The sequence below is a fragment of the Chryseobacterium sp. WG14 genome, from assembly GCF_024586945.1.
In the GTDB taxonomy this organism is placed as follows: Bacteria; Bacteroidota; Bacteroidia; order Flavobacteriales; family Weeksellaceae; genus Chryseobacterium.
The window spans coordinates 50,271-67,688 of record NZ_JALCZD010000006.1 but is presented as its reverse complement, the minus strand read 5'-3'; the positions used below and the strand labels follow the sequence as shown (position 1 = coordinate 67,688).

The 17,418-nt window shown below is 37.2% G+C and carries 17 protein-coding genes; 3 read left to right on the top strand and 14 right to left on the bottom strand.

Annotation, left to right across the window (positions count from 1 at the left end; genetic code table 11):
* Positions 1-124 precede the first annotated feature (124 nt).
* Entirely contained in the window at positions 125-529 is a 405-nt protein-coding gene (locus MP478_RS11975; protein ID WP_257189839.1) for a cupin domain-containing protein, read from the top strand.
* Between the two features lie 34 nt (positions 530-563).
* Positions 564-1,616: an NAD(P)-dependent alcohol dehydrogenase gene (locus MP478_RS11970; RefSeq protein WP_230038268.1), complete on the top strand. Its 1,053-nt coding sequence runs from the start codon at positions 564-566 to the stop codon at positions 1,614-1,616.
* Between the two features lie 178 nt (positions 1,617-1,794).
* Here MP478_RS11970 and MP478_RS11965 read toward each other — a convergent pair whose 3' ends face one another.
* Positions 1,795-2,154 (bottom strand): helix-turn-helix domain-containing protein, encoded by a 360-nt coding sequence (locus MP478_RS11965; protein WP_257200569.1) that lies wholly within the window; start codon positions 2,152-2,154, stop codon positions 1,795-1,797.
* Between the two features lie 170 nt (positions 2,155-2,324).
* Here MP478_RS11965 and MP478_RS11960 point away from each other — a divergent pair, with 170 nt between their 5' ends.
* Entirely contained in the window at positions 2,325-3,203 is an 879-nt protein-coding gene (locus tag MP478_RS11960; protein WP_257200568.1) for an NAD(P)H-binding protein, read from the top strand.
* A 75-nt stretch (positions 3,204-3,278) separates the two neighbouring features.
* On the opposite strand, the gene MP478_RS11955 is transcribed toward MP478_RS11960, so the two are convergent.
* The 13 genes from MP478_RS11955 to rpoC form a co-directional block, all read right to left on the bottom strand.
* Positions 3,279-4,562: an ectonucleotide pyrophosphatase/phosphodiesterase gene (locus MP478_RS11955; RefSeq protein ID WP_257200567.1), complete on the bottom strand. Its 1,284-nt coding sequence runs from the start codon at positions 4,560-4,562 to the stop codon at positions 3,279-3,281.
* A 106-nt stretch (positions 4,563-4,668) separates the two neighbouring features.
* Positions 4,669-5,514 carry a GNAT family N-acetyltransferase gene (locus MP478_RS11950; RefSeq protein ID WP_257200566.1) on the bottom strand — a complete coding sequence of 282 codons (846 nt, stop codon included), beginning with the start codon at positions 5,512-5,514 and terminating at the stop codon, positions 4,669-4,671.
* Positions 5,515-5,544: 30 nt separating this feature from the next.
* On the bottom strand, positions 5,545-5,940 hold the full coding sequence (locus MP478_RS11945; protein WP_257200565.1) for a cytidine deaminase: 396 nt from the start codon (positions 5,938-5,940) through the stop codon (positions 5,545-5,547).
* Between the two features lie 12 nt (positions 5,941-5,952).
* Positions 5,953-6,552 carry a GrpB family protein gene (locus MP478_RS11940; protein ID WP_257200564.1) on the bottom strand — a complete coding sequence of 200 codons (600 nt, stop codon included), beginning with the start codon at positions 6,550-6,552 and terminating at the stop codon, positions 5,953-5,955.
* A gap of 138 nt (positions 6,553-6,690) precedes the next feature.
* On the bottom strand, positions 6,691-8,388 hold the full coding sequence (locus MP478_RS11935; protein ID WP_257200563.1) for a hypothetical protein: 1,698 nt from the start codon (positions 8,386-8,388) through the stop codon (positions 6,691-6,693).
* Positions 8,389-8,599: 211 nt separating this feature from the next.
* Positions 8,600-9,349, bottom strand: coding sequence for a T9SS type A sorting domain-containing protein (locus MP478_RS11930; RefSeq protein ID WP_257200562.1), 750 nt, complete (start codon positions 9,347-9,349; stop codon positions 8,600-8,602).
* A 1-nt stretch (position 9,350) separates the two neighbouring features.
* Positions 9,351-9,875 carry an ankyrin repeat domain-containing protein gene (locus tag MP478_RS11925; protein ID WP_257200561.1) on the bottom strand — a complete coding sequence of 175 codons (525 nt, stop codon included), beginning with the start codon at positions 9,873-9,875 and terminating at the stop codon, positions 9,351-9,353.
* Positions 9,872-10,417, bottom strand: a complete 546-nt coding sequence (locus MP478_RS11920; RefSeq protein ID WP_257200560.1) for a YceI family protein — start codon at positions 10,415-10,417, stop codon at positions 9,872-9,874. Before MP478_RS11920 ends, MP478_RS11925 begins: the two co-directional genes overlap by 4 nt.
* A gap of 10 nt (positions 10,418-10,427) precedes the next feature.
* The gene (locus tag MP478_RS11915) at positions 10,428-10,775 is read right to left on the bottom strand and encodes a hypothetical protein (RefSeq protein ID WP_230038291.1); all 348 of its coding nucleotides are present in this window, start codon (positions 10,773-10,775) and stop codon (positions 10,428-10,430) included.
* 1 nt (position 10,776) lies between these two features.
* Complete coding sequence (locus MP478_RS11910) at positions 10,777-11,619, bottom strand: DUF5777 family beta-barrel protein (protein ID WP_257200559.1); 843 nt, start codon at positions 11,617-11,619, stop codon at positions 10,777-10,779.
* 125 nt (positions 11,620-11,744) lie between these two features.
* Positions 11,745-12,395 carry a Crp/Fnr family transcriptional regulator gene (locus MP478_RS11905; protein WP_230038295.1) on the bottom strand — a complete coding sequence of 217 codons (651 nt, stop codon included), beginning with the start codon at positions 12,393-12,395 and terminating at the stop codon, positions 11,745-11,747.
* Positions 12,396-12,652: 257 nt separating this feature from the next.
* Complete coding sequence (locus tag MP478_RS11900) at positions 12,653-12,958, bottom strand: DUF3467 domain-containing protein (RefSeq protein ID WP_002976436.1); 306 nt, start codon at positions 12,956-12,958, stop codon at positions 12,653-12,655.
* 87 nt (positions 12,959-13,045) lie between these two features.
* Positions 13,046-17,308, bottom strand: a complete 4,263-nt coding sequence (gene rpoC, locus MP478_RS11895) for a DNA-directed RNA polymerase subunit beta' (protein WP_230038297.1) — start codon at positions 17,306-17,308, stop codon at positions 13,046-13,048.
* Positions 17,309-17,418 lie beyond the last annotated feature (110 nt).

Genomic DNA, 17,418 nt, shown 5'->3' with positions numbered 1-17,418 from the left:
ATTTTTATTACTATTCAAAATTACCACTTTCATTTGTAATTGAAATAAGGTCTGTAAAATTGGTAAGTAATTCGGTAATCTGTATAAGTCTTGTTTATCTGAAAGTTTCGACTTTTGTACCGTTATGGAAACTTTTAATACAACCATTTTTCCGAAAGGAGAAAAAGCCCCTTCCGATTATTTTTTTGGAGGAACAGCCTGGATTCATCTTTTAAAACCGAATGAAGATGGGCTGAACTGCCAGGTCGGAAATGTCACTTTTGAACCCAGATGCAGAAATAACTGGCATTCTCATGGAGGTGGACAGATTTTAATCGTAACTTCAGGAAAAGGTTTTTACCAGGAAAAAGGAAAACATGCCCAGGTTTTACATCCGGGAGATGTAGTCAACATTCCTCCAGATGTGATCCACTGGCATGGAGCAGCACCTGACAGTGAATTGACACATATCGCCATTAATGTCAATACCCAAAATGGGATTGTAGAATGGTTGAAACCTGTAACAAACGACGAATATAACAATTTATAAAACTGAACTTATTAACTTTAAATTAATTAATCAAATGAACACATTTACAGTAAAAGCCTATGGTACGGAATCTACCACAGCAGACCTGAAAGAAATGAATATTGAAAGAAGAGAAATTACCTCTACCGATGTAGAAATTGAAATTCTCTATTGCGGAGTATGTCACTCTGACCTTCATACCGCAAGAAACGACTGGGGAGGAACAATCTACCCTGCCGTTCCGGGGCACGAGATCGTAGGAAAGATTACAAAGGTAGGAAGCGAGGTTTCCAAGTTTAAAGTAGGTGATCTGGCAGGTGTAGGATGTATTGTAGATTCATGCGGCCACTGTGAAAGCTGCCAGCATGATCTTGAACAGTATTGCCTGAATGGATTTACCGGAACTTACAATGGTCATGACAAGCACTCAGGTGGTCATACTTTCGGTGGCTATTCTCAGAAAGTAGTGGTTAATTCTGATCATGTATTAAAAATACCTGAAAATCTTGACCTTGCAGCCGTAGCACCACTTCTATGTGCAGGGATTACAACCTGGTCACCACTAAGACACTGGAATGTAGGTCCGAATTCTAAAGTAGCAGTAGTAGGTTTAGGTGGTTTAGGTCATATGGCAATTAAACTTGCTAAAGGATTAGGTGCCGAAGTGACTTTATTTTCAAGAACTCCGGGAAAGACTGAAGACGCAAAGCAACTGGGCGCTGACCACGTTATTATTTCTACAGATGAAGCCCAAATGGATTCTGTAAAAGGAAAATTCGATGTGATTATTGATACCGTTCCTTATGTACATGATGTAAATCCATATGTTACTACTTTAAATATCAGCGGAACTCATGTACTTGTAGGATATCTGGGAGGTTTAGAACCTATTCTGAATACTGTTCCTATGATTTTGGGAAGAAAATCTGTGGCCGGTTCTGTAATCGGGGGTATTGCAGAAACTCAGGAAATGCTGGATTTCTGTGGAAAACACAATATTGTATCGGAAATTGAAATGATCAAGATGCAGGAAATTAATGAAGCCTATGAAAGAATGCTGAAGAGTGATGTGAGATACCGTTTTGTGATTGATATGCAGTCCCTGTAATCGACTATACAACATGAAAAGGTTCTTCTGATTGAAGAGCCTTTTTGCTTATTTTTTATGGGTTTTGGCTAAAGCCAATGGTATTTTTATATAAACCAAAACGGACTAAAGCCCGTTTCTATTGATGTAGAAGGTGTTTAATGTTCACATTATACTTTTTACCTTATACAATGTATTCTCATTTATACTTCCCATCCATATCCTGGAATGCCCATTCTGCCATAGCGTCAATCACTGTACCAAGTCCGTGACCGGCTTCACTTAGTGTATAGGTAACATGCGGGGGTACAACAGGTCTTGCGGTCCTGATGATCAGTCCGTCTGCTTCCAGCTGTTTTAAATGCTGAATCAGCATTTTTTCTGTGACGGCAGGAATTGCTTTTTTCAGTTCACTGTATCTTTTTTCTCCTGTGGAAAGATTAAACAGAATAATAGGTTTCCAGAACCCTCCTATCCTTTCCATAACATACATTACAGGACAATCCTGCAGTACTTTTCTGTTCTCCTGAATGGTTGAACTTTCTTTGATTGCTGTCATAGTTACATACTTTAGGGTAAGTACTTGTATAAAAGTAAGTACAAATATAACTTTGTATTCGGAAATAAAAAAACATTTATTATGAAATCGCAATACTTGATCAATTCATAAAAGTTAATCAATATGCAGCGATTACATATGATCATTAAAAAACAATAAAAAATTTACATATGAAAATCATCATCACAGGATCATTAGGAAATGTAGCTAAGCCTTTAGCACAACAATTAGTCAATGAAGGGCATAACGTCACTGTAATCAGCAGTAACGAAGCAAGGAAACAAAATATAGAATCATTGGGAGCTGTTCCGGCTATCGGATCTATTACAGATATTGATTTCCTTAGCAAAACATTTGAGGGAGCCGATGCAGTTTTCGTCATGACCCCTCCTGCTATCAGTGAAAATAACATTGTTGACAATACTGTTGATGCAGGAAAAAATTATGCTGAAGCATTAAAAAAGGCCAATGTAAAAAGAGCTGTCATGCTCAGTAGTGTAGGTGCAGAATCTCCTGTAGAAACAGGGCCTATCAAAGGCCTTCACCAGATTGAGAAACTATATCAGGAGGTTGAAAACACTTCATTTACATTTTTAAGAGCCGGATATTTTTACACTAATTTTTTCAATGATATTCCCTTAATCCAGAATGCGGGAATTATTGGAGGCAATTATCCCGCAAATACTGAAGTTCCGTTGGTACATCCTAACGACATTGCTAACGCAGCCGCTGAAGAGCTTGTAAAAAATGGAAATGGTAACAGCATACGTTATATCGTAAGTGACAGCAGAAAAGCTTCTGATTTTGCCAAAGTCTTAGGAACTTCCATAGAAAAGCCTGAACTGCCGTGGATAGAATTCTCAGATGAAGATTCTTTCAACGGAATGCTACAGGCCGGGCTTCCACAGGATATGGCAGAACTGTATACTGAAATGGGAAGAGGGATAAGAACCGGTATTGTACAGAAAGATTTCATGGATCATGGATCTCCTGTTACAGGAAAGACAAAGCTTGAGGATTTTGCTAAAGAATTTTCTTCTAAGTTTTAAGTTATTTGGATATAAAAAGAATCGGCGCACCTTTGGTGCGCCGATTCTTTTTTGACGTAATCATTCGTTATCCGATTATTTTTCTTCCTTCAATATTTCCTTCAGGACTTTCAGTTTTCCATCAATGGGTTGGTCAATTTTCAATCCTAAAATTTCAGCGACCACAGGATAAACATTAATATTGGCAAACTCATCTACTACCAAGTTATTTTTAAATTTAGGTCCCCATGCATAAAATGTTGCTTTCATTTCAGGAACAACTTTAGGATTGTACCCATGTTTTCCCACAGATGTTTTCTTTCCTTTCTCAAGAAATATTTTGGGCGCTTTCGGAATCAGAAGAATCTGCCCTATTCTGTGGTATTGGTCATCTCTTGTTGCAAAATGGAGATATCTGGGTAGCTTTTTGTCCAGATAGACCTCGTAATCTTCCGTTTTATGAGCCTTTAATTCTTTATAAACAGACTTGATCTCAGCAGGATTTTTAACATATATCCTCAATAAGGTCTGGGAGTTATAAAAATCAAACCTGCTTTTATCAAAAAGTACAGCTGGAATTTCCAGTGGAGCTCCTCCATCCACTTTGATCATTCCATGGTCTGACACAAAAATAAAATTGACATTTTTTAAGCCCAAATCATTCACTTTCTGAACCAGATCACCAATAGCATGATCAATTAAATGAACTGCATTTTCGGTTTCTTTCGTATCGGGTCCATAATGATGTCCGCTTCCATCTACTTCCGGGAAATACAATGAAATGAAATGAGGTCTTTTATCTTCGGGTAATTTCAGCCAGTTCACTACTTTTTCTACTTTTTCTGAAGGAGTAAATTTTTCATGATAAGGATAATAGTAGCTTGGTCTTATTCCTCCGGCATCGCTGGCAGAGCCCACCCACATTAAAGAAGCAGATACTAACCCTTGTTTTTCAGCCAATCCCCAAAGTGGAGTTCCGCCATACCAGCTTCCATCTTCAGCATTTTTCTTATTGCTCATGGCATAGGTTTCATTTCTCTTATAATCGTAGAAAAAATTATCTATTAACCCATGATGAGCAGGATAAAGTCCGGTGATCAGGCTCCAATGGTTAGGAAATGTAATACTGGGATAGCTTGGGATCATTGCCTTTGCCTGTATACCATTATTGGAAAATTTCAGGAGATTTTCAGCATTATATCTTTTAGCATAATCATACCGAAAACCGTCAGTTGAGATCATAATCACATAAGGTTTTGACTGAGCCTCTATTGTATTCTGCCGACCCGGAATGACTATCTGGGCTGTATCAACAGTTGCCTGCTGGGCAAAGACCGTAAAGGAAATAAGCAGCAGTAAAAAATGTATTCCTCGCTTCATTATTTAAAAAATTTCAGCAAAGTTACATTCTATACCGCTCTCTGAAAAGTTTAAGAGATTAAAAGTATATTAAAACCATTTATTTTGATTAAAAATATACTGACTATCAGATAATACGCTTCATTTCAAACTGGGATACCCAGTTTTTAAGGCCTATTCTTTCACTAAGAAAATGAAAGGTGCTTTCTGAAACCTCATCTACATTATTTAAGGATACGGTTTCTCCATTATTTTTCTCTTTAATAGCTTCGAAAAGTCTGGTTGCAATTCCTTGTCTTCTGTGATCTTTATCTACAGCAATATGGTATATTTTCTTTGCTACCGGATTATAAAAAGCGTATCCTGCCAGTTTTCCATCTTTATAGGCACCAAGGACTATACAGTCTTTGCGCATATCTTCAAGGACAAAAACTGAACCCTGCCATGACGGTTCAATATCCCAGAAAGCACGGAGATTGTCCCATTGAACCTCTTCCAGTTCTTTTATTACAATATCGGAATCTGTTTGTTGTACATTAATATTCCCATTGAAACAAAGCAGTCTCCGTACAACAGTAAATCCTAAATTTTCATAGGCCCTGATCGCCGGCTTGTTTCCATCAATCACTTCAAGGATTAAGGTGTCTACTTTTCTGTCTTTTAATATGGGAAGGATAAAATCATACATTTTTCTTACCAGCCCTTTTCCTCTGCTTTCAGGAACGACTCCCGTTCCGGCATTATAGATTATTCTATGAGGATCTTCTGTTTTTTCGGCATTAAGAATAAACCCTACCAACTGCCCGGACTCAAATGCCCCTACCGATAAGTTTAAATCTATTTTTTCAGAATTAATTTTTGAGATAAGCACCTCTTTTGTCAGATGAAAAGGAACAATATAATCAGAAAAAGAAAGATTAAATACAGATAAAAGCTCCTCTACATTAGTATTTTTTAAAGTTTTGAATTCCATTGGTTTAATAAAAATTATGAGTTAAAAAAATTACCATTCTCTTTCAAGATCTTCTTTCCAGTCGTAAGGCATTAATTCTTTTAAGGTTACAAATATTCCGTTTTTCACTTCTATCACGGCATTGAGATTTTCTCTGGATAGCTGGCTCATCAACTCCCTGCAACGTCCACAGGGTGGTACTGCATTTCCATCATTTCCTACTGCTACTGCGGCCTTGATCTTATGCTCTCCATTTTTCAACATTTCAGCTACAGCACTGTGTTCCGCACAAAATCCCATAGAGCATGCTGTGTCTATACTGATTCCAGTGTAAACATTTCCGTTTGTAGTTTCAATAGCTGCGGCAACTCCTCCATATTCTATAAAATCATTCAGCCTCTTGATTTTTGCCAATTGACCGGCGATTTCCTTTAGGTCTTTTTCCATTGCATTAATTCTTTATTTTCGGTGTTCCAAATACCACTCAACAGCCTTTCGTTCTTCTCTCTTGATAAACGGATCTTTTCCTTCATTATAATCATTCCCGTCATACCATTCTTTTTCACTCAAATATTCTTTTAGTTGCTGATATTGATTTTTCACTTCAGAATGAGTCCGTAAGTAATCCCGAAATGCAATATGACGAAGCCAATGTTCAGAAGAAGTGGGAATTACATGAATATGGGCGATACGAAGCTTATGATCGTGAATTCCTTCAGGAATTTCATCTCCTGCTTCAATAATTTCCGGAAATCCTAAATGCTGAGGCTGATCTGTAAGCTTTATAAAAAAACGGCGGTATGGCATATCCTCGTTATACTTCCGGTAATAAACATAATCCTGTCCCTGTAATAAAGGAGGAACCTTATCCAGTTCTTCTTCATTTTTCACCCCAATCATAATGTCTATCACGGGTTTTGCAGATAAACCTTCCACTGATGTACTTCCGATATGTTCAATGTGTGGGTTCAAAAAACCGATGCTGTTTTTCAATTCATTTTTAATCGTTTCAAATTGCTTTTTCCACAAAGGATTGTATTTTTCAAAAGTAATTTTCATAGGATATCCGGTTATATACAAATATATAAAAAATCAAACAATCCCTTTAAAATTAAGCCTTTTAAGATTTCCAGAAGTAAATAAAATAATAGTACCTCTGAAAAATCAGAGGTACTATTGAAAATATGTAAAATGTGATTAATCCGGCCAATTGGCAAAAAGTTCGTCCATATATATACTGGTAGGATTGGAATAACTGGTCTTTATTTTATCTCTCCACTGATACCAGTTTCTAGACCCTTTAAGCGCCTGTTCCAGCTGTGAAGCCGTATATCCGGTAACTCTGTCTGCAGGGTATCCTACTCCAAACATAACATTCTGATTATTTCCGTCAATCATATCATATCCGCCTGATGTATAATGATTTTCAGCACTAATGGTACGGTTCTGGAAGTTATTGGAACCTGTAGATCTGTAAACCGCATATCCTCTTATCCTTTTATATCTTTCTAAGGTCATCAAAGTTTCCACAGTAGTTGGCCAGCTTTCAAGAAGTCTTCGGTTTCGGTTTTTGACCGCAGAATTGGAAGACAGGAAGGAATCCTGGCAAATGTCATTATACGCCGATCTGTCTATAATTGAATGCAGGGCGTGGCTCAATTCATGGATGGTTGTTCCGTACACCATATCGGATAATCTTCCATATGCTTTAATATGGACCTGGGCTGATAAACCAAAAGTAAGTTCACTTCTGATGTGAGAATAAGAAGAAGGTACTCCCCACGGTGCTGATTTACGGGCTGCAATCTTTATCTGGCTCTGTCTTCCGAAATTATAGATATGGTTATTCATAGGCGGAGAAGTAAGTCCAAATCTATACCCATAATAGAAATCATGTGCCGCCTGATGTATCAGAGCGTGATATTCATCTTCTCCTCCATCAATAACTGGGTACCATGCCTGCTGCTTTACATTGGGACCTTTCATTTCTGCCTGGAAAATAGATCCGTTTCTCACACTATAATTATATCTTTCCCACTGGATAACATATTTTGCTTTTCCACGTACTGAAGAAGTGGAGAAATAGCCGTTCCCGTCTGTAATTCCCTGTGCTACAGTAAACCATTGTCTCATCAATACCTGAGCTCCGGTTACCGGTACTACATCTAAAATATCATCTTTGACCTGAATTCTTCCGCTCGGATACCATTTTTTCCCAAATATCCATTTTGCCTGGGGAGTAGAATCATCGGTAAGCAGATCTGCTTCATTCCCTGTAAGTTCATAGGCCAGGTATAAAAGGTTATTAAACAGATCTGTTTTGTTGGCTAATTTTCCGGTAACTTCATATCTTTCTATATCATCAATATCGGAAAAATAAGGATCCTGTTCAGGGATATACAGTTCACTCAGGACTTCATGCTCAACTGCAGGAAGGTTTTTTCCTACGGGAACTGCAGTATAATAAACAGGAATAGAGTCTCTGTCTGGAGCTCTGTTTTCCAGGAATCCATCTGCATATTCAGCATCTAATCTGTAATCGAAGTAATGAATGGTAGAATCCTGCTTCAGCAATCCTACTTCATCTTCATTTTTAGGGTTGAATTTAAGGTAAAGATGGGAAGGGCGTACTTCGAATCCTGCGGTTTGTTTTGGGTTTTTAGCTCTTAGCTGTTCAAGAGCAATTTTCATGGTTTCAACAGAATAAGGGTTTTTCAAAAGGATAGAATCCCCGGAAAATGAACGGGCATACACGTTAATGTTATTTTGCTCTAAGGCTGCTTCATTTTGCATTTCAGTTGATTCATCTTTACACGAATACTGAAAGGAAAGTAATAAGGCCCCAAAAGCAAATAGCAATATCTGCCCAAATTTAAATGTGGTGCGTGTTTTCATTGTAAGTTATTAGTTTTTTACGCCTTAAAAGTAGGATAAAAATTAAAAATACAATACACTTTTAGAATAATTAATCGTTAATTTGTAAATATTCTTTATACATTCATCCAATCATCTTAAAAAAATTAAAAAATTCATTATTTTTCTTCATAATAATACCTCCGAAAAATCAGAGGTACTATTGAAAATATGTAGATGTGTTTTCTCTGGACTATTCTTTAATCAATTTTTCATAAGACAGACTTCCGTCTTTCAATAGAATTTCAAAATAATATATTCCTGACTTCAGATCTTCAATGCTAATGGTTTCTTTATCCGGTTGTACAGATTTTATCTTTCTTCCTGCTGCTTCATAAATATCAATAGATTTTATACGATCAACGTTTTTAAAACTAACTGTTTGCTTAGCAGGATTCGGATAAAGGCTTACTTTCTTAGTTTCGGTAACTGCCTCAGTGGTTGATAAATTGCTTGCCGTCATTGTTAACGTTACATATCCTCTGTTAGAAGAACTATGTTGAGATATTGCTGTGCTTCCTCCTCTAGCAAAAAATATATCCAGAGAGCCTGCTGCATTTGGGATTACAAAATCACCGGCACTTCCGGATAAACTTCTGGTCGCAATAACAGTCCGGGTAGTTCCTGAAACAGTGTTGGAAACAAGAGTCCAATCCTGAACAGCATCTACACTAGGGAATGCCCCTATACCATTAAAACTATAATCAAGGTTTGAGCTGCTGTTATAAATAAATCCGTCTGCACCGGCTTCCATTCCGGAATCACCGGCACCTATTCCCAGATAGGAAGTACTGTTTCCGGTAAGTGTCAAGGTTGCCAATGTGGGTGAAGTTTCCAGCTTCACGGTCATTCCTGTTGCCCCAAGACTTACAACGCCTGAGGAAAACTGGGCCCATGCGAAATTGGCAAGAGCCATACTTAAGGTGAGTAAAAGTTTTTTCATATCAATTTTTTAAGAGGTTAATAATATCTTTTTTATCTGTTTTTAATGCATATTCAAATGGGGTCATTCCCATTGAATCTTTTTTTGTTTTATCTGCATTGTACTTCAACAGCAGCTCTACCAGTTCTTTATTTCCAAACTTCACAGCCCAGAATAATGGTGTATATCCTGTGGTGTCGGCGATATTAGGATCAGCATTTTTCTTTAATAAACGCTCTACCAACTCTTTATTATATTTCACCGAAAGTCCGGATAAGGCTGTCCCTTCATCACTTTTATAATTCACATCTTTTACGTGCTCAATCAGAAATTTAGCCACCTCTACATTTCCTCTGTAACAGGCCAAAATAAGTGGCGAAAATCCATTTTCGTTGGTTTGATTGATCACATCCGGATTTTGTTTCATCAGCTCCTGTACTTCTGTGACAGTTCCACTTCTTGCAATATCAAATATTGACTTTACTTTTTCCTGAGCCACCAGGAATGAGCTCAGGAAGACCGTTAGTAATAAGATCAGATTTCTCATTGTTTTATCAATATATAGTTGTATTCAACATTTACACTTTCTGCAATTTTCTTTGTCACCATCTTAGGGATTGTCACTTTATAGTCTGCGGGTCTGGCTACAAAATTTCCCTGCATATAGATTTTACCGTCTTTAGTATAGATAGTAGCTGTAGAAGCCACCGCTTTATCTACCCCATGAAAATTGAGGCTTCCTTGAACTGTATATTTCTGTGGACTGGCAGTCAGTTTTGTTTTATCAAAACCGATAATTTTTCCTTTGAAAGTGGTCTTTGGATACTTGGCTGTTTCTGCATAGCTTTCATTAAAGTGCTCTTCCATTAATTTTGTTTTAAAATGAAAGTTTTTAACGGCTGAAACCGATGCCATTTCCCCACTGTCAGCATTTAAGACAACCAGGTTATTCTCATCCTGGGCATACACATCTTCAAATAACGGTACTGAAGCTTCAAAAGTCACCTTACCTGTTTTAGAGCTGTATTTCTGTGCTGAAGCGTATCCGGTAAAAAGCAGTGATGCGCTGATTAATATTATTTTTTTCATATCAAATTTTTTAATTTTCAGTTAATCCATCAGCTTTCCATTTGATGAAAATATTAATTTGTGTTGCCGACAGGGATCCTCCTTTAGGCATTTTTTCAGGGTCGCCGTTTGGCCTTTGGATCCGGTCCAGGATTCCATCTATGTTATTCTTTGCCTGATCGTAGGTTGTTAAAGGTTTAAAACTGCCTGCAGAATGACAACCAATACAGTTGTTGTCTATAATCGGTTTTACATCTGCGGTATATTTTATCGGCATCGTAATAGGGGTATTATCTGAAATCTCTTCATAGGTCCTGCTATCACAGGAATTCAGTATTCCCACTGATGAAAGGATCACGAGGTATGTTAACTTTCTCATATTAAAAAACTCTATAAAGATTAAACCCAAAGAAAATATGTCCTTTCCCCCATTCACCTGATGCATTGGTAAGATATCCTATATCTGAATTAATCTGGGAGTTCGAGAATAAAAGCTGGAACACATGTCCCCCGGTTTCTATATCCACTCCTAAAGAAAGAGGATTTTTGTAGAAACTGTGATTGTCAAAATTCACAAAATATTCTGCATTTACAGAAACTCTCTTTGAAATTTTATAGCGTCCGCCTAATCCTGCTAAAAATTGGTTTTTATCTTCATTTTTAGGCTCATACAGATTCTTATGAACATATGAAGGAGTAAGCTGCAGTGAAAGCTTATCGTTAAATCGTCTTGAAATTAAAGCCTGGGTAAGATAAGAAAGTCTGTCGTTGAATTTAAGAAACGGATAGTTGTCCTTACTGAGATCCGTATTTACACCCATCACATTATACCCAACAATATCTACCGGAAAGTCATCATTCTGTCTTATCAGCCTGTATTTCACAGCACCTTCAAAGGTTTTCATATTCGTTTCCCTTGATAAACTGACAGAAATAGCATCATTAATACCATAAATTACGCCTAATTTTGTGGAAGCGTTATCCAGTCCAAAAAAGTTTTTAAATCCTGTGCTTACATCACCAAATCTATGGGCAACAATAATGTACCATTCTTTTTTGGCGGCAAGCTTTGTAGATTGTCCTGTAACAATCTGTAGTGCTTTGAAAGCAGGTTGTGAAAATTCCGTATCGGTTTTAATAGTATCAATATCTTTCAACAGATCTTCCTGTGCAAAGGCAAAACCTGATGAAAATATTGACAAAAATAAGAGAGCTTTTGTCATATACAATTTGAATTAAATTATCATATGACAAACTTATCAAGTTCTCAATTCAAAATTATGTGATAAAAGTCACCAAAGGCATTGTTTTTATCAATCATAAAACAAAACTTTTGAAACATTATAAATTAGATTAATCTAACATTTTCATTTACAGTGACTTTGATTCCTTCTTTGGTCTGCACAATCTCGCCGTCACTTTCTATTTTTTTTAGTACCCTACTTACCACTTCTCTGGAAGTACCGAGACTGCTGGCAATTTCACGGTGGGTAATTTTCAAGGGACTTTTCCCTGTACTGATGATCTGCTGTTTAATATAATTTAATACTCTTTTATCAAGTCTATGGAAAACAGCATCATTAACCATATTCATGACTTCTGAAAAGCGCCTGTCATATTCACGATAAAATAATTTATTGATCTCCGGAAACCTGATCAGCCAATCGTGCATCACAGAAACAGGAATCAGTAAGGCTTCTGATTCTTCTTCAGCAACGGCAAATACGCGGCTTACATAGTCTGTAAAAATCGAAGAAAAAGTCATCAGACAGCTGTCACTAGACTTAATAAAATAATAGATCAGCTCTCTGCCATCATTAAGGGTAAAAACTTTAATAGAACCTTTTATCAGAAAGGGTACATATTTGTTTTTTTGTCCTTCTCTTATAATTTCTGTTTTTGCTTTTATATCAACAATAACAGCATGCTGCTGGAGTTCGCTCAAAAAAACTTTCCCAAGAAAACCAAATTTATCAAGAATAAACACATTATCTGTCATATCAATTATATCAAAATGTAATATTCAAATATATAAAATTGGATCATTGATATGATGATTCATTACCGTTAAAGTTGTGTTATAAATAGCACGGTATATTTTTACCGGGAATTACTGTTGTATTGCAGGAATAGGATAACAAAAAATCACCACAACTGATGCATGATAAACATTGAATATCCAGCCAGGATAAAAAAAATATAACATAAAAAATGCCCCAATTTTCATTGGGGCATCTATTTATTGTAAAAGAAATCTTACGCTTGAACGTTGTTACCTCCTAATACGAAAGGCTCAACTTCTTTGATTTCTCCGAACTGCTGCTCATAGTTAGCGATGTTCTGTTGAAGAGCGTTTAATACTCTCTTAGCATGAAGTGGAGCAAGAATTACTCTTGATCTTACTTTAGCTTGCTGTACCCCCGGCATTAATTGGATGAAATCTACTACGAACTCAGATGGCGAGTGGTTTACTAAAGCTAAATTAGCATAGATACCAGCAGCTACCATTTCGTTTAATTCGATGTTGATGTTTCCGTCTTGTGGATTTTGATTGTTGTCCATTGTTATAAATTATGTTTTTTAAATTCGAAATTTGAGATTGTGAAAATATAAAAATAAATCCAAACCTCAAATTTCAAATCATTAATTTTAGTTAAGGTCTTCGAATTCTTTCTTAGAACCTACAATAACATTCTGATATTCTTTAAGACCTGTACCTGCAGGGATTCTGTGCCCTACAATTACATTTTCTTTAAGACCACTAAGAGCATCTACTTTACCAGCAACAGCCGCTTCATTTAGAACCTTCGTTGTTTCCTGGAATGATGCTGCAGACATGAATGACTTAGTCTGAAGAGCTGCTCTTGTAATACCTTGTAATACAGGTGTTGCTGTAGCAGGAAGTGCTTCTCTTACTTCTACCAACTTTTGGTCTTCACGTCTTAGTTTAGAGTTTTCATCTCTTAATTCTCTTGCAGTAATCATCTGACCTGGTCTGAATTCTTTAGAATCTCCAGCCTCTACTACTACTTTAAGACCAAATACTCTGTTGTTCTCTTCCAGGAAGTCATACTTATGTTCCAGAGCTCCTTCAAGGAATTGAGTATCACCTCCATCTACGATAGATACTTTGGTCATCATCTGTCTTACGATAATTTCAAAGTGCTTATCATCAATTTTTACCCCCTGAAGACGGTAAACTTCCTGAATCTCATTTACTAAGTATTCCTGAACCGCAGTTGGGCCCTTGATTCTTAAGATATCATCCGGTGTGATAGAACCGTCAGATAATGGAGAACCAGCTCTTACGAAGTCATTCTCCTGAACCAGGATCTGGTTAGAAAGTTTTACCAGGTAAATTTTTCTTTCGCCAGTTTTAGCTTCTACGATCAATTCTCGGTTACCTCTCTTAATTTTTCCGTAAGAAACTACCCCGTCGATTTCAGTAACAACCGCTGGATTTGAAGGGTTTCTTGCTTCGAATAATTCGGTAACTCTCGGAAGACCTCCGGTGATATCCCCTGCTTTTGCAGATTTTCTTGGGATTTTGATTAAGACTTTACCCGCCTTAATTTTTTCACCATCATTTACCATCAAGTGGGCTCCTACCGGTAAGTTGTATGCTCTCTGCTCAACTCCTTTAGAATCTACCACCTTCAATGTAGGTACGGCTTTCTTATTTCTAGATTCAGAGATTACTTTCTCTTCGAATCCTGTTTGTTCGTCAATTTCAAGCTGGAATGAAATACCCTGGATAATATCTTCATATTCTACTTTACCAGAAGTTTCAGCAATGATAACCGCGTTATACGGATCCCATCTACAGATGGTATCTCCTTTCTTCACTTTATCACCTGGTTTTACAGATAATATAGATCCGTAAGGTACGTTAGCAATCATTAATGGAGTTTTAGACTCCGCTGCAACTAATCTGAATTCCGTTGAACGTGAAACTACTACTTCAGCAGTATTACCGTTTTCATCTTCAGAAGTAATTGTTCTTACTTCATCCATTTCAACGATACCATCTCTTCTTGCTACAATAGATGGGTTTTCTGATACGTTTCCTGCAGTACCCCCTTGGTGGAAGGTTCTCAACGTAAGCTGAGTACCTGGCTCCCCAATTGACTGTGCTGCAATTACACCTACCGCTTCACCCATATGGATCACTTTACCTGTTGCCAAGTTTCTACCGTAACATTTCGCACAGATACCTTTCTTAGCTTCACAAGTTAATGGCGAACGAACCTCAACAGCTTCTAATCCTGCTTCTTCGATTCTTTTTGCCAATTCTTCAATGATTACCTGATCTGCACTAGCAATAAGCTCATCCGTTTCAGGGTCATAGATATTATGAAGAGATACTCTACCTAAGATTCTTTCAGAGATTCTTTCAACGATCTCGTCATTTTTCTTAAGTGCAGTAACTTCTGTTCCTCTAAGTGTTCCACAGTCGTCTTCTGTAACGATAACGTCCTGTGCAACGTCTACCAATCTTCTCGTTAAGTAACCAGCATCGGCTGTCTTAAGAGCGGTATCCGCAAGACCCTTACGGGCACCGTGAGTAGAGATAAAGTACTCTAAGATCGAAAGACCTTCCTTAAAGTTGGCAAGGATCGGGTTTTCGATGATCTCCGCACCGGTAGAACCAGCTTTTTGCGGTTTCGCCATCAAACCTCTCATCCCTGATAACTGACGGATCTGTTCTTTAGAACCCCTCGCCCCAGAGTCAAGCATCATATACACAGAGTTGAAACCACCTTGATCGGTTTTCATTCTGCTCATGATCATTTCAGTTAATCCCGCATTGGTGTTAGTCCAAACGTCAATTACCTGGTTATAACGTTCTGTATCTGTAATAAGACCCATGTTATAGTTGGCTCTAATTTCATCTACAGTTTCAATTGAAGTAGCAATCATCTGCTTTTTCTCAACAGGAACTACAATATCCCCTAGTGAGAAAGAAAGACCTCCTTTGAATGCATTTGAATACCCTAAGTCTTTCATGGCATCAAGGAACTTCACCGTAGTTGGGAAATCGGTATCAGCAAGGATCTTACCAATAACGTTTCTCAATGATTTCTTAGTAAGAAGTTCATTGATATATCCTGATTGTTTAGGTACAATCTGGTTGAATAAAATTCTACCTACAGAAGTCTCGATCAATCTTGTTACTATTACTCCGTCTTCTTTAACAGGTAGTCTACATCTTACCTTAGCATTTAAAGAAACTCTACCTTCAGCATAAGCAATTTCTGCTTCCTCAGGAGAATAGAATGCAAGACCTTCCCCTTTTACTTTCATATCTTCCGTAGAGCTCAATTCTTTAGTCATGAAATAAAGACCAAGAACCATGTCCTGAGAAGGTACTGTAATTGGAGAACCGTTTGCAGGGTTCAAGATATTCTGAGAACCTAACATTAATAACTGAGCTTCAAGGATCGCTTCTGGTCCTAACGGTAAGTGTACCGCCATCTGGTCACCATCGAAATCGGCGTTGAATGCTGTTGTTACTAACGGGTGTAGCTGGATTGCCTTACCTTCGATCATCTTAGGTTGGAAAGCCTGAATACCCAGTCTGTGAAGCGTAGGTGCTCTGTTCAGTAGAACAGGGTGACCTTTCATCACGTTTTCAAGGATATCATACACTACAGGTTCTTTTCTGTCGATAATTCTCTTTGCAGATTTTACAGTTTTTACAATTCCTCTTTCAATTAGTTTTCTAATGATAAACGGTTTGTAAAGTTCAGCTGCCATATCTTTAGGAATACCACATTCGTGAAGCTGTAAGTTTGGACCTACAACAATTACCGAACGCGCAGAGTAGTCAACCCTTTTCCCTAGTAAGTTCTGACGGAAACGACCTTGTTTACCTTTCAATGAATCAGAAAGTGATTTCAATGGTCTGTTTGATTCAGATTTTACGGCAGAAGATTTTCTTGTGTTATCGAATAATGAATCTACTGATTCCTGAAGCATACGCTTCTCGTTTCTCAAGATTACTTCAGGAGCTTTAATCTCCAATAATCTCTTCAAACGATTATTTCTGATAATAACTCTTCTATAAAGGTCATTAAGGTCAGAAGTAGCGAAACGTCCTCCATCCAACGGAACTAATGGTCTTAGTTCTGGTGGTATAACAGGAAGCACACGCATAATCATCCACTCTGGTCTGTTGATCATTCTTGTATTGGCACCTCTCAATGCTTCTACAACGTTCAATCTTTTCAGGGCTTCAGTTCTTCTTTGCTTAGAACCTTCGTTGTGAGCTTTGTGTCTTAAGTCAAAAGATAATGCATCAAGATCAATTCTCTTTAATAGATCTTCCACAGCTTCAGCACCCATTCTGGCGATGAATTTGTTTGGATCAGAATCATCAAGATACTGGTTTTCTACAGGAAGAGTTTCCATGATGTCAAGGTACTCTTCTTCTGTTAAGAATTCCATATTTTCAAAATCAGAACCATCTAATTTTTTGGCAATACCCTGTTGGATCACTACATATCTTTCGTAGTAGATGATCATATCTAATTTCTTAGAAGGGATTCCCAGAAGGTATCCTATTTTGTTTGGTAATGAACGGAAGTACCAGATGTGAGCAATAGGAACAACCAAACCGATATGTCCGATTCTTTCTCTTCTTACTTTTTTCTCGGTAACTTCTACACCACAACGGTCACAAACGATCCCTTTGTAACGAATTCTCTTATATTTACCACAAGCACATTCGTAATCCTTTACAGGACCAAAGATTTTCTCACAGAATAATCCGTCTCTTTCAGGTTTGTGAGTTCTGTAGTTAATAGTTTCTGGCTTTAAAACCTCTCCTCTTGAGTCTTGTAAAATAGACTCCGGTGAAGCTAAACCAATGGTTATTTTATTAAATCTACTTGTTTTATTTTTATTTGACATAATTTAATTTTTGATTAAAAGATTTAAAGATTGAAAGATTTAAAATTACTTTCGCTCTTATCATCTCAGAGTTAATTAATGTTTTAATTTTTTAATAATTAAATCTTTTA